This window comes from Ideonella lacteola, assembly GCF_038066555.1.
Lineage (GTDB): Bacteria > Pseudomonadota > Gammaproteobacteria > Burkholderiales > Burkholderiaceae_C > Ideonella > Ideonella lacteola.
In genome coordinates, this window is sequence record NZ_JBBUTG010000005.1 from 211,509 (window position 1) to 232,804 (window position 21,296).

Genomic DNA, 21,296 nt, shown 5'->3' on the forward strand with positions numbered 1-21,296 from the left:
CCCACCCGGTGCGCATTCATGTCGCCTCGCCTTTCGCCCTTGGCACGCCTCGTCCGCCGCACTGCAGGCGCGGCGTTCGCCGTGCTCAGCCTGTGGCCAGCGTGGTCTGCCGCAGCGACCACCGAAGAGACGCTGACCGCCATCGAAGACCAACGCGTCGAAGCCGTACGCATTCAGGATTTCGGGACGCTGGGCCGCATCTACGCCCCGGAGTTCCTGGCAGTCTCGCCACAGGGTGAGGTGATAGACCGATCACAACTGTTCCAGGCCCTGGCCAAGGGCCAATCGGCACAGCGATTCAGCACCGACGACATCCGCGTGCTGGATCTGGGCGCGACCGCCGTGGTCTTTGGCCGCCAGACAGCTCGGGCACCAACGGGCCAGGTGACCGAGGTCTCGCGATTCGCCCATGTGTACATCCAACGTGACGGGCAGTGGTGGTGTGTGTCGGCCCAATCCACCCGAATGCCCGAACCATGATCATCGGTACCTCATGAACCGTCTGCTCCCCTTCCTCGCACGCGCGGCAATCCGTTGTGCTCGCGTCGGCGTCGCCGGCCTTCTGGCGGCCAGCTTGCCGTGGGCCCACGCTGCCGCACCGACACCCGAGGACATGGCGCAACTGACGCGCCAATCAAACGAGTGGGATGCGGCCATCGTCCGGCAGGATCGCGTGGCGATCGAGGCCAACATGGCCGAGGATTTCCGTCAGATCGACGGCGATGCCGACATCGAAGACAAGGCGTCGTTCGTCGACGGCCTGATGTCACCCAAGCTGAAGATCGACCCCTACACCGTCGATGAATTCGAGGTGCGCCAGTACGGCGACACCGCGTTGCTGACCGGCCGCACCAAGATCACTGGCCATTGGGACGGCAAGCCTTTCAGCACCCACTACCGATACACCGACATCTACACCCGACAGCAGGGTGTCTGGAAGATCGTGCAGGTGCAGATCACCCGCCTCGCCAAACCCTGACCGGCGGCCAGCGTCGCCGTGGGCAGGCAGCGGGCGCGGCGTGGCACCACGCCGCTCTCTTGGCTCGACACCAATTTCTCTCTTGACAGAAATTACAGAAGCGGTACGCTGGGCGCCATGGAACTCAGCGAAACCGGCCGCCGCTTCATCGTCCACTGGGGAGAGATGGGCTCGGCCTGGGGTGTCAACCGCACGGTGGCCCAGATTCATGCCTTGCTCTTCTTCCACGGCAAGCCCTTGCATGCGGAAGAGATCAGCGACACGCTCGGGGCCGCTCGGTCGAACGTGAGCACCAGCCTGAAAGAGCTGCAGAACTGGAAACTGATCCGGGTGACGCACCTTCTGGGCGACCGGCGCGACTACTTCGAGACCTCGCACGACGTGTGGGAGCTCTTTCGCACCATCGTCCGCGAGCGCAAGGAGCGAGAGTTCGACCCAACCACGCGCATGCTGGCTCAACTGGTGGCGCAACCATCTTTCCAACAAGAGCCGCCCGACGTGCAGGACCGCCTGCGCGAAACCCTGCGCTTCATGGAGTCGCTCGGAGCCTGGTCGGACGAGATGCTCCGCCTCACCCCGGCCACCCTCGAAAAGGTGATGGGCCTGGGTGCCAAGGTGCAGAAATTCTTGCGTGGCTCCGACAGCGCGCAGCCCACCACCGAGGCCGATGCGGCGGCGCCCGCTCCGCTGCCCGCACCACCGTTCTGAGCCCCTTTTTTTGACTCAAAGTTTCTGTGTTTGCCGAAATTTCAGAAGGAGAGAACATGGACCACGCCAGCCCTTATCCGATGACGATCTACTACGACGCTTCGTGTGCGCTGTGCAACGCCGAGATGACCAACCTCATGCTCCGCAACACCGAAGGCCTGCTGCGTTTTGTCGACGTGTCGGCACCTGGTTTCGACGCGCCGCCGCCTGGCACCACCGTGTCGACGCTGATGGAGTTGATCCACGCACAGACCGCAGACGCGCGCCTGCTGAACGGGGTGGAGGTGTTTCGCCTCGCCTACCGCGCGGTGGGCCTGGGCTGGTTGTGGGCCCCCACGAATTGGCCGGTGCTTCGCCCACTGGCGGACAAGCTGTATCCGGTGGTCGCCCGAAACCGGCACCGCATTCCGCGCGCCCTGAGTCACCTGTTGTTTGAAACTACCGCGCGCCGCGCGGCCCAACGTGCTTCGGCCCAACGCTGCCAAGCCGATGGAACCTGCCAACGGTAGCGCGCCAAGGAGCCTCTCATGAACACACTCTTGATCTTTGCCTCGTCGCTCACCCTCGCGGTGTGCCTGCCGATCGTCGCCGTTCGCTATCTGGAGCCGATCCTCGCCAAGGTCTTGCGCGGCCTGTGCGATGCGGATGGCGGCGCCGAGTTCTGGATAAGGTCGGCCTACCTGCTGGCGGTGACCGGCACGGTGGTGCTGCAGTTGACCTTCGGCCGGTTCGAAGACGGCGCCGACCCCGTCGACGTGCTGCGCCGCACCTTGTGGCTGGTGCTCGCCGGCATCTTCGTCACTGTGGCTTTCATCGCCAGCCGGGTCTGGCACCAGGTCTCGCAGATGATGCGCATCGATGTGCGCCTGCCGATGGCGCCCGCCGAGCGGGCCCGGGCCACCGCCGCAGAAGCAGCGAGCGCATCATGAAGGTCCTCGTCTGCGGCCACCGCGGCTTCATCGGGGCGCACATCGCCCGGGCGTTGCGACAGGCCGGGCATGAGGTGGCGGGCACCACGTCCACCCAGCCCGGCTCGGGTGAACACCTCGTGGACTTCTCGCGCGACACCACCCCCGGGGCCTGGCTGCCTCGCCTGGATGGGGTGGATGCGGTGGTCAATGCCGTGGGCGTGCTGCGCGACAGCGCCCGACGGCCGATGTCGGCCGTGCACCTGCTGACCCCCATGGCCTTGTTCACGGCCTGTGCACAGGCCGGGGTGCGGCGGGTGATTCAGATCTCCGCGCTGGGCATCGACCACGGCACCACGCCCTATGCGCGTACCAAGTGCGCCGCCGATCGTCACCTCATCGAGCGCACGCAAGCCGGGCAGTTGGATGGCCTGGTGCTTCGTCCCAGCGTGGTCTACGGGCCGGGCGGTGCCAGTGCCACCTTGTTCGACCGCCTGTCCCTGCTGCCCTGGTTGCCGCTGCCGAAGGCGGCACTGACGTCACGCATCCAGCCCGTGCATGTGGAGGATTTGGCCGCGGCCGTGGTGGCGGCGCTGTCCAGCAGCGCCGTGCCGAAGGGCGTGCTGCCGGTGGTCGGGCCGCAGGTGTCCAGCCTGTCGGCCTTCATCCAGCGCCTGCGGGCCGCCCGCGGCCACGCGCCGGCTCGTGTGATGGCGCTGCCCGAGCGCCTGACGATCGCCAGCGCCGCCTGGGGCGACCGCTTTCCGATCACGCCCTGGGGCCAGCAAACGTTGGCATTGCTGGGCACGGACAACACCGCCGACGCGACGCCGCTGCGCGATCTGCTGGGCCGCGAACCACGCGACCCGGCGAGCGAACCCGCGCCTTTGGCCACGCTCCGCACCCGCACCGCCTGACGGGGCCCAGGCTCGCCCCGCCCAGTGGCGCGCGGGCGATCCCCTCGCGCCCCTTCGTGCATCAACCCGCCAACACGCGCAGCGGTTTGACGATGCCCTCGACCTTGTGGCCCTTGCGTGCCCGCTTGCCCACGTAGGCGGCCAGCGCAGCGCCCTTGATCACTTCATCCTTCGGCTTGCCGCCGCGGCCCGTGCCCAGCACCCGCAGTGATTCGCTGAAGGTCGTCACCGAGAGCAGGGGGTCTTTCGCGTCCACATCCATCAGCGTGAGGCCTCGGCCGCCCTTCGATTGCAGCTTGAGCTCGCTCAAGGGGTAGACCAGCAAACGGCCGCTCAGCGACAGGCAGGCCACTTGGCCGTGGGTGACGGCCACGGCGGCGGGGGGCAGCACGTGCTCCTTGTCCTCCAGCGTGAGAAAGCTCTTGCCGCCGCGTTGCCGTGTGGCCAGATCACCGCATCGGGCGAGCAGGCCAAAGCCACCCGTGTTCGACAGCATCAGCGTCGTCTCGGCCGATCCGGCGAAGTAGTGCGCCGGCTGCGAACCGGCCTCCAGCTCGATCAACGCGGTGATGGGCTGGCCATCGCCGCGGCCGCCGGGCAGGCCCGCCACCGCCACGTTGTAGACACGGCCGTTGCTGCCGAACACGTAGAGCGTGTCCACCGACCGGCACGGGAACGCCCCGTAGAGCGAATCGCCAGCCTTGAAGCTCTGCGTCGTCGCATCGATCTCGTGGCCCTTGAGCGCACGCACCCAGCCCTTCAGGCTCACGATCACCGTCACCGGCTCGTCGATGATCTTCACCTCGGCGACCGCGCGCCTTTCCTCCTGGATCAAGGTGCGACGCTCGTCGCCATACTGCTTGGCGTCGGCCTCGATCTCCTTGATCATCGTTCGGCGCAGGGCAGAAGGGCTGGAGAGGATCTCTTCCAGCTTGGCGCGCTCTTCACGAAGCGACTTCAGCTCTTGCTCGATCTTGATCGCTTCGAGACGCGCCAGCTGCCGCAGGCGGATTTCCAAAATGTCCTCGGCCTGCCGATCGCTGAGCTTGAAGCGTTCGATCAACGCGGCCTTGGGCTCATCCGAATTGCGGATGATGTGGATGACCTCGTCGATGTTCAGCAGCACCAACTGCCGGCCCTCGAGCACATGGATCCGATCGAGCACCTTCTGCAAGCGGTGCTGTGTGCGGCGCTGGATCGTCGCCTGGCGGAAGGCGATCCACTCCGTCAGCATCTGGCGCAGGCTCTTCTGCGTCGGCCGTCCGTCGATGCCCACCATCGTCAGGTTCACCGTCACGCTCGATTCGAGGCTGGTGTGCGCCAGCAGCGTGTTGATCAGGTCCTGCTGCTCGACAGTGCGGCTCTTGGGCTCAAAGACCAGGCGGACCGGCGCGTCCTTGCTCGACTCGTCTCGCATCGCGTCCAGCACGGCCAGCACCGCCGCCTTGAGCTGCGTCTGTTCTGCGGTCAGCGCCTTCTTGCCCGCCTTGACCTTCGGATTGATCAGCTCCTCGATCTCTTCTTGCACCTTCTGCGCGCTGCTGCCTGGTGGCAACTCGGTGACCACCAACTGCCACTGGCCGCGCGCCAGGTCTTCGATCTTCCAGCAGGCGCGCACCTTCAACGAGCCACGGCCGGTGGCATAGGCCGCGCGGATGTCGGCCGGGCTCGAGATGATCTGCCCGCCACCGGGGAAATCCGGCCCCGGCAAAAGCGCATACAGCTCGTCGTCGCTCAGGCCGTCGTTGCGGATCAGGGCCACCGCTGCCGCGGCCACCTCACCCAGGTTGTGGCTGGGAATCTCGGTGGCCAGGCCCACCGCAATGCCTGATGCGCCATTGAGCAGCGAAAACGGCAGCCGTGAGGGCAGCAGCTTGGGCTCTTCTTCGCTGCCGTCGTAGTTCGGCATGAAGTCGACCGTGCCCTCGTCGATTTCGTCGAGCAGCAGACGGGCGATCGGGGCCAGGCGGGCTTCGGTGTATCGCATCGCCGCGGCGTTGTCGCCATCGCGGCTGCCGAAGTTGCCCTGCCCGTCAATCAACGGGTAGCGCAGGCTGAAGTTTTGCGCCATGCGCACCAAGGCGTCGTAGGCCGCCTGGTCACCGTGGGGGTGGTACTTGCCGAGCACGTCGCCCACCACCTTGGCGCACTTCACCGGTTTGGGGCCGCTGGCCGTGGTGAAGCCCAGACCCAGGCGGTCCATCGCATAAAGGATGCGGCGCTGCACCGGCTTGGAGCCATCGCACACATCGGGCAAGGCGCGGCCCTTGACCACGCTGAGCGCGTACTCCAGGTAGGCCCGCTCGGCGTAGTGCGCCAGCGTGATCGCATCGCCGTGGCCACCGTCGCCACCATCGGGCGTGAAGGTCAGAGGGGTTTGTTCCATCGTCATGATTGGTCAGGATTCATACGGCCACGCGGATCGCGCGCGGCCAGTGTTCAAGGCGTGCCAGCCTTGGTGTCGGCCACCGGGCCGGCCACGCGCAACTCGCGCGCGCGCCCAAGCTGGCGCTGCTGCAACAACGCCCAGTAGAGCTCGAGCACCATGTGCACGTGCGAGCGGGTTTCTTCGATCTCGGGCAAGGCGCCGTTGCTTCGCCGCACGCGGCCCTCGCCTGCGTTCCAGGCGGCGAGCGCAAGGTGGATGCCGCCGAAGCGGCGGGTCAGGTCGGCCAACATGCGCGCACCGATGAGGATGTTGCTGCGCGCATCACGCAGGTGTTCATCGATCGGCCGCGCGGTCGTTTCCTCGCGGGTGAGATAGCGCTGGGCCGTCGCCGGCGTGATCTGCATGAGGCCCACCGCACCGCGCGGCGAGACGCTGTCGCCCTTGTAGCCGGATTCCACAGTGATCAACGCCTTCAGCAGCTCGGCGTCGATGCCGGTGGCCTGCTCGGCCTCGCGCAGCCAGGGCTGCACCGCCTTGACCTCCGGAGCGAACTCCAGCCAGGTGAGCAGCCGGTTTCGGCTCATCGTCTTGCCGGGCACCCGGTCGTTGGCATCGGCCTCGCCGCCCTTGAGCAGCAGCGAGTAGCGCGAATCGACCGCATGGTCAGCCACGTGCGCCACGCCCGCGCCATCGACAAAGCCCCACACCTCGCCAGTGCCCGCCTGTGCCGAAGCCGTCGCCAGGCCGATGCCGAGCGACGCCCCCCAGCGCAGCAGCCACCGGATCACGCCAGGCTCCCCAGGGGCGCTTCGAGGCCCATGGCCCGCCGGGCTTGGTACTCACGGTCGAGCAGGCTCATCACGACCAAGGTGTCGTAGCCATCGGCACCGTCGATGGTGACGCGCACGCTCTCGCGCAGCCGGCCTTCGACGACGAAGCCCTCGCTCTCGTACAGCGCCAATGCCCGGGTGTTGAGCGACTTCACATCGAGCCAGAAGCGGTGCGCGCCCAGATCGCCGAAGGCCATGGCCTTGAGTCGACGCACACACGCGCGACCCAGGCCTTGGCCCTTGGCCTGCAACACGATGCGCTTGAGCTCCACGCTGCGGTGCGGGTTGCGGCAGCCTTGCAAGATCACGAAGCCGAGCCGCTCGTGGCTGTCCCCCGCCTCGACGATGAAATGGCGAAAGTCCGGGAACCGGATCGCCCCTTCATGCTGGGTGCGATCCCACGGTGTGATGAACGGCAGGTTCTGCTGGTCGCGCTCGATCTCGACCACCGCGTCGAGGTCCGATGCCATCGTCGGCCGCAACAGGACCACCGAGCTGCCGGCAGCAGAGCTCATCGCAAGAATGCCCAGGTGAGTGCGGCCACAGCCAGCTGCGCCACGAAGAGGATGCCGAAGAACGTCCAGCTCGGCTCGAACTGCTCGCGCATCTGTTGCACGGCCCAGTCCTTCAGCGCGTCCACACGCAAGGCGCCATCGACCACTGCGCCGGTCGGCAACGAGCCACTGCTGAGCTTGTCGTCGACCTTGCCGACGTAGTGGGTGCCGATGCGACGCAGCGGCCGCGGCATCGACGAGCCCTCGTGCCCCAGGTAGCCCTTGAAAGCCGACGTGAGCTTGCCGGGCGCACCCAGCACGCTCGCGATCGACCCCGGCTTGCGCGACTCGCAGGCCTGGACGAACCGGCCCAGCGTCTGGTCGAACAGCAGCCCACCGTGCGCACGCGTCAAGTTGGACAGCACCCGCGCGATGCCGCGCTGGTGCCCGGCCAGGCCGTAGAGCACCAGGAACAGCACGAAGCCCACCGTGGCCAGCGCGCCCGCCGCCCGGCTGGATGGAACGATCGACAACAGCCCGACCAGGACGGCGAGGCTCAGCACGAAACCGCCAACGATGCCTTTGGCCACTTCGGCGATGTACTGCACGCCGTTGCTGAGCAGTGGTTTGATGACGTCCTTGGCACTCATGCGATGTGTCGATTGAATGTTGAAGCCGACCTGGAACAGGAACAGGCGCACATAGCGCCGCCGCTCACCCAGCGGCGTACGCGGATCCGGCTCTGCCGGTCCGCTGCGCGAGCCCCACCGGGGGCCCTGCAAGGCATCCCGCCGGAGCGGGCGTGGGGGCTCATATGTCGATCTCGACCTTGTCGCCGTGCAGCTCCATCAGCTCACGCCGGGCCTGGGCTTCGCCCTTGCCCATCAGCTTGGTCAGCGAGTCGGTGGTGGCCGTGGCATCGAGCACGCCGAAGCCCACGCGCAGCAGGCGCCGGGTATCGGGATTCAAGGTGGTGTCCCACAGCTGCTCGGCGTTCATTTCGCCCAGGCCTTTGAATCGGCCGATGCTCCAGGAGCCTTCCCGCGCGCCTTCCTTGCGCAGCTTGTCGAGCGCGGCTTCGAGCTCGCCGTCGTCGAGCACGTAGATCTTGGTCGCCGGCTTCTTGCCTCGGGCCGGCGCGTCCAGGCGGTACAGCGGCGGCTTGGCCACGTGGATGTGCCCGGCCTCGATCAGCTTGGGAAAGTGGCGGTAGAACAGCGTGAGCAACAGCACCTGGATGTGCGAGCCGTCGACATCCGCATCAGACAGGATGCAGATCTTGCCGTAGCGCAGCCCTGAGAGATCGGGCGAGTCGTTCGGGCCATGCGGATCGACGCCGATGGCCACCGAGATGTCGTGGATCTCGTTGTTCTTGAACAGCAGGTCGCGCTCGACCTCCCAGGCGTTGAGCACCTTGCCGCGCAGCGGCAGGATGGCCTGGGTTTCCTTGTCGCGGCCCATCTTGGCCGAGCCGCCTGCCGAGTCGCCCTCGACGAGGAAGAGCTCGTTCATGCCCAGATCGCGGCTTTCGCAATCCGTCAGCTTGCCGGGCAACACCGCCACGCCCGAGCCCTTGCGCTTTTCGACCTTCTGGCTGGCGCGCTGGCGGGTCTGCGCCTGCTTGATCACCAGCTCGGCCAGCTTCTTGCCCCAATCGACATGCTGGCTGAGCCACAGCTCGAGCGCCGGCTTGACATAGGCCGACACCAGGCGCAGCGCGTCGCGGCTGTTCAGGCGTTCCTTGGTCTGGCCCTGGAATTGAGGGTCGAGCACCTTGGCGCTCAACACGAAGCTGGCGCGTGAAAACACGTCTTCCGGCATCAGCTTCACGCCCTTGGGCAGCAGCGAATGCAGCTCGATGAAACCCTTGATGGCGCCGAACAGACCGTCTTTCAGGCCGGCCTCGTGCGTGCCCCCGGCCACCGTCGGGATCAGGTTGACGTAGCTCTCGCGCAGCAGGTTGCCTTCTTCGGTGAAGGCCACACACCAGGCAGCGCCCTCGCCTTCGGCGAAGTTTTCGGTCTCGCCCTTGTCGGCGTAGTGCTCGCCTTCGAAGAGCGGAATCATCGGATCGGCGGCCAGCGACTGTTGCAGGTAGTCGCGCAGCCCGCCCTTGTAGAGCCAGGTGACGGTGTCGCCGGTCTTCTCTGTCGTGAGGGTCACCGTCACACCCGGCATCAGCACAGCCTTGCTGCGCAGCAGGTGCGCCAACTCGTGCCTAGGCAGCTCAGCGCTTTCGAAATACTTGGGATCGGGCCACACCCGAACCGAGGTGCCCTGCTTGCGCTCGCCCGACTGGGCCTTGCGGGTGACCAAGGGTTCGATCACATCACCGCCCGAGAAGGCCAGTGCCGCATGCTGGCCCTCGCGCCACACAGCCACTTGCAGGCGCTTGGCCAGCGCGTTGGTGACGCTCACGCCCACGCCATGCAGCCCGCCCGAGAAGCTGTACGCCCCGCCAGAGCCTTTGTCGAACTTGCCGCCAGCGTGCAGCCGGGTGTAGACGATCTCGACGACCGGCACCTTCTCTTCCGGATGCAGGCCAAACGGAATGCCGCGGCCGTCGTCGTCGACGCTGACGGAGCCATCGGTATGCAGGGTGACGGCGATGCGCTTGCCAAAACCGGCCAACGCTTCGTCGGCCGCGTTGTCGATCACTTCTTGCACGATGTGCAAGGGGTTGTCGGTGCGGGTGTACATGCCGGGCCGCTGCTTGACGGGCTCCAAGCCCTTCAGCACGCGGATCGACGCCTCACCGTAATTCACGGGTGTCTGAGCCATAGGGGCGCGATTTTAGGGAGACGGCTTCCCGCCCCGCTGAGAAAAGCCAGGGAAAACCCGAAAGTCTGTTACCGATCGCCGGCCAGACCGCGCGTTCTGACCGAATTTGAGTGCGGGCGCCGCCGGCAGCGGGCGACCCATGCCCCTTCCCTCGCAGCCCGCTCAGGACGAGGCCCCACCGAGCCCATCATGGCCCGCGCGCACCGTGTACCTGGCGAATCACCTGATACAGGTCGCCCTCATTGAATTTGTAAGGCCCATCGGTATTGACCCGGTGCACCATCACCAGCTTCCGTTCCGGATAGACGGCCAGCAGGTGGACATCCACGCCGGTGTGAAAGAAGGCCGGCTTCTCGCCAGCCCGGGCCGGCACCACCACATCCCACAGCATGCCGTAGGCCAGCCCATACTCCGCCTGAACGACAGACCGTGGCTGGGTACTGCGGCGAATCCAGTCGGCCGATACGAGTTGCCGCCCTTTCCAGGCACCCTCGGCGAGCATGAGCTGACCGTACAGCGCGAGGTCGTGCGCCGACAGCCGGAAGTGGTAGGCCGGAAAGCGGGACTGGCTGCGTTCGAACTGGTAGAAGCCATCGTCCTCGGCCGTGGGGACGTCGGCGGGCCCCTCCAGCGCGCCGATCCGGTGATGGTAGTCGAGCATGCCGAGCGGCTGGGCGATGGCTTCGTTGAACACGTCGTACAGGCGCCTGCCGGCCCACTGCTCGAACACGGCGCCAGCGACGTTGAAGTCCCAATTGTTGTAGTAGAAGAAGGTGCCGGCGGGGTGGCTGCCGCGCTCTGGCCGGCGCTGCGACATGCCTTCTGATTCGGCCGCCGACGGGTGGTAGACGCCGGAACGCGACTGCAGCACATCCTGCACGGTGGCCAATTTCTCAGCCGGACTCAGCCGCAGCGGTTCGTCGTCAACGCCCAGTTGGTCCAGCGTCTGCGACAGATCGAGATCGCGGCTGAGCGCCAGGTGGCCGTACAAACCACTCAGCAACGCCTTGCGGATCGAATGCACCAGCAGTTTGCGGTGGATATCACCCCACTCGAAAAACACCTTGCCGTCGTGCAGCAACAGCAGCGAATCCGAGCCCGAGGCCTGGAGAAACGCCTTCAATCCCTGCAGCTTCTCGGACGAATAGCCTGCGTCTTCGGGAGAGATCCTCTCGAAGGCATCGGCTCGGGCGATGACCGGCGCCAGGATCAGTGCGAGGGCCCACCGCCGGGCCACCGGCCCCCAGCGCATCAGCGGTACCGAGACAAAGTCAGCCCATCGAGCGAGATCTCGGGCTGGCGCCCTGAGATCAGGTCGGCGATCACCCGCCCGGTGCCCGCCGCCATCGTCCAACCCAGCGTGCCGTGACCCGTGGCCAGCAGCAGATTGGGCACCGACGTAGGGCCCACCAGCGGGGTGCCGTCCGGCGTCATCGGCCGCAGGCCGCACCAGAAGCTGGCCTTGGACACATCGCCCCCCGTTGGGAACAGATCGGTCACGACATGGGTGAGCGTCTCACGCCGCGGCTCGCGCAGGGCCAGGCTGTAGCCCGCGATTTCGGCCGTGCCCCCCACGCGGATGCGGTCGCCCAGCCGCGTCACCGCCACCTTGTGGGTCTCGTCCATCACCGTCGATTCGGGCGCCCCGGCCGGGTCGGTGATGGGCACGGTGATCGAATAGCCCTTGATCGGGTAGACCGGCAAGCGCAACCCCAATGGGCGCACCATCTGCGGCGTGAAGCTGCCGAGTGCCGCCACGTAGCGGTCGGCCACCAGCGTGCCGGCGCTGGTGCGCACCCCCGTGACCTGGCGGCCATCGTGCTCGATGCCGTCGATGCGGGTGCCGAAGTGAAAACGCACCCCCAACGCCTTGGCCATGTCGGCCAGCCTGGTGGTGAAGAGCTGGCAGTCGCCGGTCTCATCGCCCGGCAGGCGCAAGGCGCCGACGAACTTGTCCCGCGTCAGGCGCAAGGCCGGCTCGACCTTCACGAACCCGGCCGGGTCGAGCACCTCGTACGGCACACCGTATTGCTTCAGCACCTCGATGTCCTTGGCAGTGCCGTCGACCTGCTTCTGTGTCCTGAACAGCTGCAGCGTGCCCATGGCACGGTCGTCGTAGGCGATGCCGGTTTCGGCGCGCAGGGCCTTGAGGCAGTCCCGGCTGTACTCGGCAATCGGCACCATGCGGCTCTTGTTCAATGCATAGGCCTTCTCGGTGCAATTGGCGAGCATGCGCAGGCCCCAGCGCCACATGGCCGGATCCAGCAAGGGCCAGATCACCAGCGGACTGTGCTTCATCAGCATCCACTGGATGGCCTTCACCGGCACGCCCGGCCCGGCCCAAGGCGATGAATAGCCCGGCGAGACCTCGCCCGCATTCGCGAAACTGGTCTCCAGCGCCGGCCCGGGCTGGCGGTCAACCACCGTCACCTGGTGGCCCGCCTTGGCGGCGTAGTAGGCGATGCTCGTTCCGATCACGCCGCTGCCCAGCACCAACACACTTGCCATCGAAGCTCTCCTCCTGGTCGAACGTCCCACCGGCTTCCTGCGGGTTCGGCCTTGGGCCCCACGGGGCCAAGCCGCTTCCGCTAAATTGCGGCGATGACCGCGCAGCCTACTACTGAAAAGCTGTCGATGACGCAGGTGCTGGTCTGCGGCGCCGCCATCGTCACCCTGTCCATGGGCATCCGTCACGGCTTCGGGCTGTGGCTGCAGCCCATCACGATGGACCGCGGCTGGACGCGCGAGACCTTTGCGTTTGCCATCGCCATCCAGAACATTGCCTGGGGCGTGGCCGGCCCGTTCGCCGGCGTGCTGGCCGACCGGTGGGGCGCATTTCGGGTGTTGATCATCGGCGCCGCGCTCTATGCGCTGGGCCTGGTGGGCATGGCCCTGGCCACTTCGGGGCTCGGGTTCACTGGATCCACCGGCCTGCTGCTGGGCATGGCGCAGTCAGGCACCACCTACGCCGTGGTCTACGGCGTGATCGGGCGGCACGTCGCCGCCGAGAGACGCTCCTGGGCCATGGGGGTGACGGCGGCCGCCGGCTCGTTCGGGCAGTTCCTGATGGTGCCGCTGGAAAACTGGCTGATCTCCAGCTGGGGCTGGCAGAACGCACTGTTCATCCTGGGCTGCATGGCACTGGCGATCGCACCGCTGGCGTTCGGCCTGCGCGAGCCGCGGCGCACCGGCGCGGCCAACATCGTGCAGCAAACCATCGGCGCCGCGCTGAAAGAGGCCATGGCCTACCCCAGCTTCCGGTGGCTGATGGCGGGCTACTTCGTGTGCGGCTTCCAGGTGGTGTTCATCGGTGTGCACATGCCGAGTTACCTCAAAGACAAGCACCTGCCCGCCGACGTGGCCACCACCGCCCTCGCGCTGATCGGGCTGTTCAACGTCTTCGGCACCTACATTGCGGGCGTACTCGGGCAACGCCTGGCCAAGCGGCACATCCTGTCGGCGATCTATCTGCTGCGGTCGGTGGCCATCGTCATCTTCCTGCTGGTACCCCTGACGCCCGCCAGCGTCTACGTGTTTTCAGCGGTCATGGGCTTTTTGTGGCTCTCCACCGTACCGCCCACCAATGCGGTGGTCGCGCAGATCTTCGGTGTGCAGTACATGTCGATGCTGGGCGGGCTGGTTTTCTTCAGCCACCAGGTCGGCTCGTTCATGGGGGTGTGGCTGGGCGGCCGTCTGTACGACAGCACCGGCAGCTACGACATCGTCTGGTACATCGCCATCGCGCTCGGCGTGTTCGCGGCCCTTGCCAATCAGCCCGTGCGCGAGACGCCTATCATCCGAACGGCGCCCCGCCCGACCACGGCATGAGCGCCGCATGCCCGTCGCGCCATTGACGCACTGCTGACGCACCCCTGACTCACCCCCGCCGTATGCCCCCTTCCTCGCGCCAACTCTGGCTGCGCCGCGCTGCCTTGGCGGGCGCAGCCGCTGCACTGGCGCTGGTCTTCGTGGCCTACCGCAGCCCTGAATTGATGCTGGACGTGGCCGACCGCGTCTGGGCCTGCTTCTGATGCACGACACCTCACCGCCCAGCGATTGGCTGGTGCGATGGGCGCATGTGTTGCCGCCAGCGGCCCGCGTGCTGGACTTGGCCTGCGGCCGCGGGCGCCATACGAAGTGGCTGGCTGCCCGCGGCTGCCGGCTCACCGCGGTGGACCGGGATGCTGCCGCCGCCGAACCCCTGGCCCACGTCGCCGAAGTCGTGATCGCTGACATCGAAGGCGGCCCCTGGCCACTGCCGGGGCGCCGCTTCGACGCGGTGATCGTCACCAACTACCTGTGGCGCCCCCTTTGGCGCGAGATTGGCGAGGCGGTGGCGCCCGGCGGCTGGCTTCTTTACGAAACTTTTTCTGCCGGACACGAACGCATCGGCCGCCCTTCGCGACCGGATTTCGTCTTGCAGCCCGGCGAGTTGCTTCGCGTCAGCCAGACGCTGGGCCTGGACGTTGTGGCCTATGAAAGCGGCCAGTTGAGCGAGCCTGTACGCATCGTCCAGCGCGTGATCGCCCGCCGGCCTGCCCCAGCGCCCGAGGCCGGCGCGCCACCCCTGTTCGGGAGCCCTCCGGCAGGTGGCTAAAATCGGCCGGTTGCAAGGAACCCTGATGAAACCGATTGTTGGCAGCATCGTCGCGTTGGTGACGCCGATGCATGAGGACGGCAGCATTGACTACGATGGTCTGCGCGCCCTGATCGACTGGCACATCGCCGAAGGCACCGACTGCATCGGCGTCGTGGGCACCACCGGCGAGTCAGCCACCGTTTCGGTGGAAGAGCATTGCGAGATCATCCGCGTTGCGGTCGAGCACGCAGCCGGTCGCGTGCCCATCATGGCCGGCGCCGGGGCGAATTCCACCGCCGAGGCGATCCACCTGACCCGCTTCGCCAAGGAAGCCGGCGCGGATTGCACGCTCCAGGTCGTGCCCTACTACAACAAGCCCTCGCAAGAGGGCATCTACCGCCACTTCAAGGCCATCGCCGAAGCGGTAGACATCCCGATGGTGCTCTACAACGTGCCCGGCCGCACCGTGGCCGATATGCAGCACGACACGGTGATCCGGCTCACACAAGTGCCCGGCATCATCGGCATCAAGGAAGCCACCGGCAACATCGAACGCGCCGCCTGGTTGATCAAGCACGTGCCTGCGGGCTTCTCGGTGTACTCGGGCGACGATGGCACCGCTGTGACGCTGATGCTGTTGGGTGGCCACGGCAATGTGAGCGTCACCGCCAATGTGGCCCCGCGGCAGATGCACGAGATGTGCATGGCCGCCATCCAGGGCGATGTGAAGCGCGCCCGAGAGATCCACATGAGCCTGCTGTCGCTGCACCGCCAGTTGTTCTGCGAGCCGAGCCCGGCGCCGGCCAAGTGGGCCCTGTCGCAACTCGGCCGCTGCCGACCTCAGGTTCGCCTGCCGCTGGTGGAACTCACCCCGGCCGGTCAAGGTCTCGTCAGCAGCGCGCTGCGCGACTGTGGCCTTGTCTGATTTCCGCCCGTCCCTTCAAACCGAAACCACTGGAACAGCCGCCGCACGTAGCGGCTGGCGAGACGACATGCATTCCAAGAATCCTGATTTCGCGATCACGCCGCTGCGTGCCGGCGTGCTCCTGCTGGCTTTCGGCCTGGGCGGCTGTTCACTGCTGAGCGACACCACGCCCGGCACCGATTCGCTCGACTACCGCAGCAGCGCCACCAAGACGCCAACGCTCGAGGTGCCACCTGACCTGACCTCGCTGTCGCGCGACGGCCGCTACCTGCCGCAAAGCGGCACCGTGAGCGCTTCGGCGCTGGCCAGCGGCGCCGCGGCGCGGCCCACCGTCGCGGGCGGGCCCTCCGTGGCCATCACCGAGGCCGGCGAAGTGCGGCTGGAGCGGGCCGGCGAGCAGCGCTGGATCGTGACCCCGCAGACCCCTGAGCAGGTCTGGCCGAAAGCCCGCCAGTTCTGGCTGGACCGCGGCTTCACCATCGCCCGTGAAGATGCCGAGGCGGGCACACTGGAGACCAGCTGGGCCGAGAACCGCGCGAAGCTGCCGAACGACATCGTGCGCCGCACGCTGGGCACGGTGGTCAGCGGCCTGTTCGACAGCGGTGAACGCGATCGTTTCATGATGCGCATCGAGCGCGGCGCCAAGGGCACCGAGATCTATGTGGCGCACCACGGCATCGAAGAAAAGGTGCTCGGCCGCAATGCCAGTGAAGAGGTGGTGTGGTCCGCCCGCCCGAACGATGTTCAGCTTGAGCGCGAAGTGCTCACCCGTCTGATGATTGCGCTGGGCGCCCGCGAAGAAGCGGCCCGCGCGGAGGCCTCGGCACCCGGCGCCGCCGGTGGGCCGACCGCAGCGCCGAAGGCGCGCGTGGTCAGCGGCAAGCCTGGCGCCACCATGCAGGTGGACGACGGCCTCGAGCGCGCCTGGCGCCGCATCGGCCTGGCCCTGGATCGCGGCGGCTTCACGGTGGAAGACCGTGATCGCAACCAGGGTCTGTACTTTGTTCGCTTCGTCGACACCAAGGAAGCCGCAAAGGACGAGCCGAACTTCTTCACGCGCTGGTTCACCAACGACGATCCGGCGAAGAAAGCGTTGAACCGCTACCGGATCCAGGTCAAGGCCGATGGCACCGGCACACTGGTCTCGGTGCTGAGCTTCAAGGGCGAGCCGGACAACTCGGAAAGCGCCCAGAAGATCATCACGCTGCTGGTCGATGAACTGAAGCAGTGACGAAGCCTGGGCGGCGAGTGATTCGCCGCCCCTCAAGAAAGGCCTGCCCGCGTTCGGACAGGCCTTTTTTCATGGCGCGAAGCGCGTCGTCAAGCGACTGGGCCGCGAAAGGCCACCCAGTGATCCCATCGGGACATCCAACCCGGAGCGCTGTACATGCCGGGCGTGTGGACGCTTCCAACACCATTGCAAAGACGCGCCTGAAGCGCCCACAAAAAAGCCGCCCGAAGGCGGCTTTCTCGTCGCGGCACCCTGACCTCGCGGCCAGGATGCCCAGCTCCCATTACTTGCTGGCAGCTTCCGAAGCGGGCGCGGCAGCAGCCGGCACTTCCGAAGCAGCGGGCATGGCAGCCGAAGCGGCGTCAACAGCCGAAGCAGCAGCCGGGGCGGGCTCGGCAGCCGGGGTCGGCGCGGCGGGAGCCGGCGCTTCTTCCTTCTTGCCGCAGGCGGCCAGGGCAGCAACGGCGATGACGGAAGCCAACAGGAGCGACTTGTTCATGAATGTCCTCAAAACAAAGATCGAACAATTACCGGTAATTTTGGAAGCCGCTGTTCGTGCGGACCTCCTCCTCGAGACAGACCAGAAAACACCCAGGCACTCGAGACACCTGAGCTGACGTTTCCTGTGCCCAGCCTTACATTATAGCCATCCTAGGGGGATCCCTAGAGTCCCAGCGTGACGGCAGGGAAGGCATCAGACGATCGTTGCAAAATTACATCGATCTCTTCGTGGGCATGCTGGACATCGGCCGGCTCGACACGCACGTAGCCGCGGACGCGCTCTCGGTCCATCAAACGCAAGACAGCGAGTTGATCCGACACCAGCAAAGTGGGCATGTCGGTGACGGCCACTTCTTCCGGCATGCGGCAACTGAGCACGTGCGAGAACGTTTGACGCCATCGCGTGAGGCGAGGCATGGCGCGGCGGACCCTCTCGAAATCCTGGCAGACCCAGGTGATGCGCACACCCGGCGCCCTCGCCCAATGCATCAAGGCATCGAGCAACTCGGGCTCATCCAGAGGCCATTCGGCGAAATCGGGCGACACCCACCACATGTGCCTCACACCCGCGGGCGAGGCCTCGCGAATGAACGTTCGAACCGCCGCCTGAAACTCGGCGCGCGAGGTGACCGGGCCGGCAGGGAAGTGCCGGCGCTGCTCTTCAGTCGTCGTGTTGCTCATGGCCATGGATCCAGCCGGCTTCGACCCAGTCGCGCAGCAGCTCATGGGCAGGCCCGCTGAGCTTGGCCACCGATCGAGCATCCAGCCCTCGCTCATCGGCCAACCGGTGCATCAGCTGGGCATCACGGCCCGCGGCGCGGAAGGACTCGCCATTGATGAAGACATGTCGAGTGTCGTACATCATGCGTGTGCGTGCATCCAGGCGAACGCCCTGCCCTTCGAGCAATGCGCCGCCGCCTTCAAACCAGACGATCGACTTGGGCTCCGTCAACGACTCGCCCAATGCGCAGGCCAGGCTGTTCGCATCGTTCAACGCGTCGATCACTGCCTTCGCGGCGAAGTTCTGCAAGGACGCAGGGATCAATCCGGGCGTCGCCGTGGCGCTCCCCGCCGGATCACGGTAATGGCGCTCTGCCGGTGCAGCTTCCAGCGCGTCGGTCATCCGCTGCAACACATCACGCGCCAGCTCGGTGGGCCGCGGCGTGCGGAAGCCGACCGAGCAGGTCATGCAGTCGCCACCCACGGCCACGCCGTCGTGCCCCCACATCGGCGGCACATAGAGCATGTCGCCCGGCTCCAGCACCCAGTCTTCCGTGGGTTCGAAATTCGCGAGCAGCTTGACCGGCATGCCGTCGATCAATCGATCGTCCGTCAACGGGCCCACGCGCCAACGCCGCCGGCCGTGAACCTGCAGCAGGAACACGTCGTACGAGTCGAAATGCGGGCCCACGCCGCCGCCATCGCTGGCATAGCTGATCATGAGATCGTCCAGCCGGGCTTCGGGTACGAAGCGAAACTGCGACAGCAGCTCATGAGCGGCAGGCACATGGAGGTCGAGGCCCTGGACCAGCAGCGTCCACCCCGACTGGCCCAATGGCGGCAACTGCCGGCGCGTGAAGGGCCCGTGGCGCAGCTTCCAGCCACCTCGGCCATTGGACACGACGCGCGACTCCACGTCGTCTCGCGAGGCCAGGTCGAACAAGTCGGCACGGGCCAGCGGTGCGGCCACGCCTGGGATGGCCTGGCGGATGAGGCAGGGTTTCTTTTGCCAGAAGCGCCGCATGAACTGCGCGGGCGACAAGCCACCGAGCAGCGTGAGTTTCTGATCCACATTCATCGCGAGATTGTCGCCTGCCAAACCATGCGATCATTCCTTGATGGATATCTCTTCTCCCTGCGTCGTCAAGCTGATCTGGACGCTGTCGGACGCTCAGGGCCAACTCATCGACGAGCTCAGCGAGCCGGTCGAATTTCTGTTTGGCGGCGACGATCTGCTGCCCAAAGTCGAAGAAGTCATCACCGGCCAGACGGTGGGCTTCGAAGCCCAGCTGCATCTCGAGCCCGAACAGGCTTTTGGTGACTACAACTCCGACCTGGTGTGCTTCGAAGAGCGATCGCTCTTCCCTGAGGCCGTCGAGCCGGGCATGCAGTTCGAAGGGCTGCCGGAAGGTGCCGCCACCGATGGCATGCCGGACGACCTGATCTACACCGTGACGGAGGTGTACCCGTCCCATGTGGTGCTCGACGCGAACCACCCCCTGGCTGGCATGGCGCTGCGCATCCAGCTCAAGGTGGTCGACATTCGCGCGGCCACCGACAAAGAAGTCGAGGCTGGCACGGTGGGCGAATCGCCGTTCGCGGTGGTCAGCGGCCCGCCACCTGGCGAACCCTTGCACTGAGGCAGCTGACGTGCAGGGCGAGCCGCATCAACGCGTGCCGCTGGAGCCGAAGCCCCCCTCACCGCGGCGGCTCTGTTCGAAGCTGTCGACACGTCGAAAGCTCGCCTGAACCACCGGCACGATCACCATCTGGGCGATGCGCTCCATCGGCTGGATGGTGAACGCCGTCTGCCCACGGTTCCAGCAACTCACCATGAGCTGGCCCTGGTAGTCAGAATCGATGAGGCCGACCAGGTTGCCCAGCACGATGCCGTGCTTGTGACCCAAGCCTGAGCGCGGCAGGATCATCGCTGCCAGGCCAGCGTCTTCGATGTGGATCGCCAAGCCGGTCGGCACCAGCGCCGTCTGGCCCGGCGCCAGCTCGATCGGCTCGTCCAGGCAGGCGCGCAGATCCAGGCCGGCACTTCCCGGGGTGGCATACGCCGGCAGTTGGCTGGACATGCGTTCGTCCAGCACCTTGATGTCGATGGTCGTGTTCACAGTCAACGGTGTTGAAGTCGTTCGGCAATCTCGCGCACCAGCTCACGACCCAGTTGGCGCTTGCTGGCGGTGGGGATTTCGCGATGGCCGGCCTCGTCGACCAGCAGCAGGGTGTTGTCGTCCTGGCCAAAGGTCGCCGGGCCCAGATTGCCGACGATCAATGGAATGCCCTTGCGTTGCCGCTTGGCCTGCGCATGAGCCAGCAGATCGTGGCTCTCGGCAGCGAAGCCAACGCAATAGGGCGGCACGGGCAAGCGGGCCACGGCAGCCAGGATGTCGGGGTTCTCGACCATCTCGATGGCGGGGGGGCGGCCGGTACCGTCTTTCTTGATCTTCTGGGTCTGGACCGCCGCTGGCCGCCAATCGGCGACCGCTGCAGTGGCGATGAACACATCGTGGGCAGCCGCCAAGGGCAGCACCGCATCATGCATCTGCTGTGCGCTGTCGACGTCGATGCGGGTGAGGCCGCGGGGTGTGGCGAGGCTCACCGGCCCGGCGACCAGCGTCACCTCCGCACCGGCTTCGCGGGCCGCCTGCGCGAGCGCAAAACCCATCTTGCCGCTGGAGTGGTTGGTGATGCCGCGCACCGGGTCGATCGCTTCGAACGTCGGCCCGGCCGTGACCAGCACGCGCCGCCCGGCCAGCACCTTCGGCTCGAAAAATGCGATCAGCTCTTCGGCGATCGCCTCGGGCTCGAGCATGCGGCCATCGCCCACCTCGCCGCAGGCCTGGTCTCCCGCGTCGGGGCCCAGCAAGGTGGTGCCGTCGGCGCGCAGCTGGGCCACGTTGCGCTGGGTGGCGGGATGCGACCACATCTCCCGGTTCATCGCCGGCGCCACGAGCAGCGGGCAACGGCCGATCGGCCGGGCCAGACACAGCAGTGACAGCAAATCGTCGGCCCGCCCCTGGACCAGCTTCGCCATGAAGTCGGCACTCGCCGGCGCCACCAGCACCGCGTCGGCCTCGCGGGTCAGGTTGATGTGAGCCATGTTGTTCGGCTCGCGGGCATCCCATTGGCTGGCATACACCGGCCGGTTCGACAGCGCCTGCATCGTCACGGGCGTGATGAAGGCCTCGGCCGCCTGCGTCATCACCACCTGCACGGTGGCGCCGGCCTTCACCAGCTCGCGCACCAGCTCGGCGGACTTGTAGCAAGCGATGCCGCCCGACAACCCCAGCACGATGTGCCGGCCCCGCAGCAAAGATGTGCTCAT

The 21,296-nt window shown here is 66.5% G+C and carries 24 protein-coding genes; 12 read left to right on the forward strand and 12 right to left on the reverse strand.

What is annotated here, in order from left to right:
- Positions 1-18 precede the first annotated feature (18 nt).
- The 6 genes from AACH06_RS11010 to AACH06_RS11035 all read left to right on the forward strand — a co-directional run bounded on the left by AACH06_RS11010 (position 19) and on the right by AACH06_RS11035 (position 3,512).
- The gene (locus AACH06_RS11010) at positions 19-480 is read left to right on the forward strand and encodes a nuclear transport factor 2 family protein (RefSeq protein WP_341425723.1); all 462 of its coding nucleotides are present in this window, start codon (positions 19-21) and stop codon (positions 478-480) included.
- Between the two features lie 13 nt (positions 481-493).
- Positions 494-979, forward strand: a complete 486-nt coding sequence (locus AACH06_RS11015) for a nuclear transport factor 2 family protein (RefSeq protein WP_341425724.1) — start codon at positions 494-496, stop codon at positions 977-979.
- Positions 980-1,096: 117 nt separating this feature from the next.
- Positions 1,097-1,687, forward strand: coding sequence for a GbsR/MarR family transcriptional regulator (locus tag AACH06_RS11020; RefSeq protein WP_341425725.1), 591 nt, complete (start codon positions 1,097-1,099; stop codon positions 1,685-1,687).
- Positions 1,688-1,743: 56 nt separating this feature from the next.
- The gene (locus AACH06_RS11025) at positions 1,744-2,196 is read left to right on the forward strand and encodes a thiol-disulfide oxidoreductase DCC family protein (RefSeq protein WP_341425726.1); all 453 of its coding nucleotides are present in this window, start codon (positions 1,744-1,746) and stop codon (positions 2,194-2,196) included.
- An 18-nt stretch (positions 2,197-2,214) separates the two neighbouring features.
- Positions 2,215-2,616: a hypothetical protein gene (locus AACH06_RS11030; protein WP_341425727.1), complete on the forward strand. Its 402-nt coding sequence runs from the start codon at positions 2,215-2,217 to the stop codon at positions 2,614-2,616.
- Positions 2,613-3,512, forward strand: coding sequence for an NAD-dependent epimerase/dehydratase family protein (locus AACH06_RS11035; protein ID WP_341425728.1), 900 nt, complete (start codon positions 2,613-2,615; stop codon positions 3,510-3,512). Before AACH06_RS11030 ends, AACH06_RS11035 begins: the two co-directional genes overlap by 4 nt.
- A 61-nt stretch (positions 3,513-3,573) precedes the next feature.
- On the opposite strand, the gene parC is transcribed toward AACH06_RS11035, so the two are convergent.
- From parC to AACH06_RS11070, 7 genes are all read right to left on the reverse strand, one after another.
- Positions 3,574-5,904 (reverse strand): DNA topoisomerase IV subunit A, encoded by a 2,331-nt coding sequence (parC, locus tag AACH06_RS11040; RefSeq protein ID WP_423222016.1) that lies wholly within the window; start codon positions 5,902-5,904, stop codon positions 3,574-3,576.
- 47 nt (positions 5,905-5,951) lie between these two features.
- Positions 5,952-6,689, reverse strand: a complete 738-nt coding sequence (locus AACH06_RS11045; protein ID WP_341425730.1) for a lytic transglycosylase domain-containing protein — start codon at positions 6,687-6,689, stop codon at positions 5,952-5,954.
- Positions 6,686-7,246: a GNAT family N-acetyltransferase gene (locus AACH06_RS11050; RefSeq protein ID WP_341425731.1), complete on the reverse strand. Its 561-nt coding sequence runs from the start codon at positions 7,244-7,246 to the stop codon at positions 6,686-6,688. The genes AACH06_RS11045 and AACH06_RS11050 overlap by 4 nt, the downstream gene beginning before the upstream one ends.
- Positions 7,243-7,875, reverse strand: coding sequence for a hypothetical protein (locus AACH06_RS11055; RefSeq protein WP_341425732.1), 633 nt, complete (start codon positions 7,873-7,875; stop codon positions 7,243-7,245). The genes AACH06_RS11050 and AACH06_RS11055 overlap by 4 nt, the downstream gene beginning before the upstream one ends.
- A 160-nt stretch (positions 7,876-8,035) precedes the next feature.
- Positions 8,036-10,006 (reverse strand): DNA topoisomerase IV subunit B, encoded by a 1,971-nt coding sequence (locus tag AACH06_RS11060; protein WP_341425733.1) that lies wholly within the window; start codon positions 10,004-10,006, stop codon positions 8,036-8,038.
- Between the two features lie 187 nt (positions 10,007-10,193).
- Entirely contained in the window at positions 10,194-11,258 is a 1,065-nt protein-coding gene (locus AACH06_RS11065; protein ID WP_341425734.1) for a serine hydrolase domain-containing protein, read from the reverse strand.
- Positions 11,258-12,514, reverse strand: coding sequence for a D-amino acid dehydrogenase (locus tag AACH06_RS11070; RefSeq protein ID WP_341425735.1), 1,257 nt, complete (start codon positions 12,512-12,514; stop codon positions 11,258-11,260). Before AACH06_RS11070 ends, AACH06_RS11065 begins: the two co-directional genes overlap by 1 nt.
- Positions 12,515-12,607: 93 nt before the next feature.
- On the opposite strand from AACH06_RS11070, the gene AACH06_RS11075 reads away from it, so the two are divergent.
- The 5 genes from AACH06_RS11075 to bamC all read left to right on the forward strand — a co-directional run bounded on the left by AACH06_RS11075 (position 12,608) and on the right by bamC (position 16,741).
- Positions 12,608-13,834 carry an MFS transporter gene (locus tag AACH06_RS11075; RefSeq protein ID WP_341425736.1) on the forward strand — a complete coding sequence of 409 codons (1,227 nt, stop codon included), beginning with the start codon at positions 12,608-12,610 and terminating at the stop codon, positions 13,832-13,834.
- A 62-nt stretch (positions 13,835-13,896) separates the two neighbouring features.
- Positions 13,897-14,037, forward strand: a complete 141-nt coding sequence (locus AACH06_RS11080; protein ID WP_341425737.1) for a hypothetical protein — start codon at positions 13,897-13,899, stop codon at positions 14,035-14,037.
- Positions 14,037-14,603: a class I SAM-dependent methyltransferase gene (locus AACH06_RS11085; RefSeq protein WP_341425738.1), complete on the forward strand. Its 567-nt coding sequence runs from the start codon at positions 14,037-14,039 to the stop codon at positions 14,601-14,603. Before AACH06_RS11080 ends, AACH06_RS11085 begins: the two co-directional genes overlap by 1 nt.
- Positions 14,604-14,628: 25 nt before the next feature.
- Positions 14,629-15,510 (forward strand): 4-hydroxy-tetrahydrodipicolinate synthase, encoded by an 882-nt coding sequence (gene dapA / locus AACH06_RS11090; protein WP_341425739.1) that lies wholly within the window; start codon positions 14,629-14,631, stop codon positions 15,508-15,510.
- A 67-nt stretch (positions 15,511-15,577) separates the two neighbouring features.
- Positions 15,578-16,741 (forward strand): outer membrane protein assembly factor BamC, encoded by a 1,164-nt coding sequence (gene bamC, locus AACH06_RS11095; RefSeq protein ID WP_341425740.1) that lies wholly within the window; start codon positions 15,578-15,580, stop codon positions 16,739-16,741.
- A 283-nt stretch (positions 16,742-17,024) separates the two neighbouring features.
- Here bamC and AACH06_RS11100 read toward each other — a convergent pair whose 3' ends face one another.
- The 3 genes from AACH06_RS11100 to AACH06_RS11110 form a co-directional block, all read right to left on the reverse strand.
- A complete protein-coding gene (locus AACH06_RS11100; RefSeq protein WP_341425741.1) occupies positions 17,025-17,240 on the reverse strand; it encodes a hypothetical protein in 216 nt (71 codons plus the stop codon).
- A 164-nt stretch (positions 17,241-17,404) separates the two neighbouring features.
- On the reverse strand, positions 17,405-17,923 hold the full coding sequence (locus tag AACH06_RS11105) for a DUF7931 domain-containing protein (RefSeq protein WP_341425742.1): 519 nt from the start codon (positions 17,921-17,923) through the stop codon (positions 17,405-17,407).
- A complete protein-coding gene (locus tag AACH06_RS11110) occupies positions 17,904-19,040 on the reverse strand; it encodes a JmjC domain-containing protein (RefSeq protein WP_341425743.1) in 1,137 nt (378 codons plus the stop codon). Before AACH06_RS11110 ends, AACH06_RS11105 begins: the two co-directional genes overlap by 20 nt.
- A 40-nt stretch (positions 19,041-19,080) precedes the next feature.
- Here AACH06_RS11110 and AACH06_RS11115 point away from each other — a divergent pair, with 40 nt between their 5' ends.
- Complete coding sequence (locus AACH06_RS11115) at positions 19,081-19,602, forward strand: FKBP-type peptidyl-prolyl cis-trans isomerase (protein ID WP_341425744.1); 522 nt, start codon at positions 19,081-19,083, stop codon at positions 19,600-19,602.
- 27 nt (positions 19,603-19,629) lie between these two features.
- On the opposite strand, the gene dut is transcribed toward AACH06_RS11115, so the two are convergent.
- Both dut and coaBC read right to left on the reverse strand, forming a co-directional pair.
- A complete protein-coding gene (dut, locus tag AACH06_RS11120; RefSeq protein WP_341425745.1) occupies positions 19,630-20,082 on the reverse strand; it encodes a dUTP diphosphatase in 453 nt (150 codons plus the stop codon).
- A gap of 2 nt (positions 20,083-20,084) precedes the next feature.
- A complete protein-coding gene (coaBC, locus tag AACH06_RS11125) occupies positions 20,085-21,296 on the reverse strand; it encodes a bifunctional phosphopantothenoylcysteine decarboxylase/phosphopantothenate--cysteine ligase CoaBC (RefSeq protein ID WP_341425746.1) in 1,212 nt (403 codons plus the stop codon).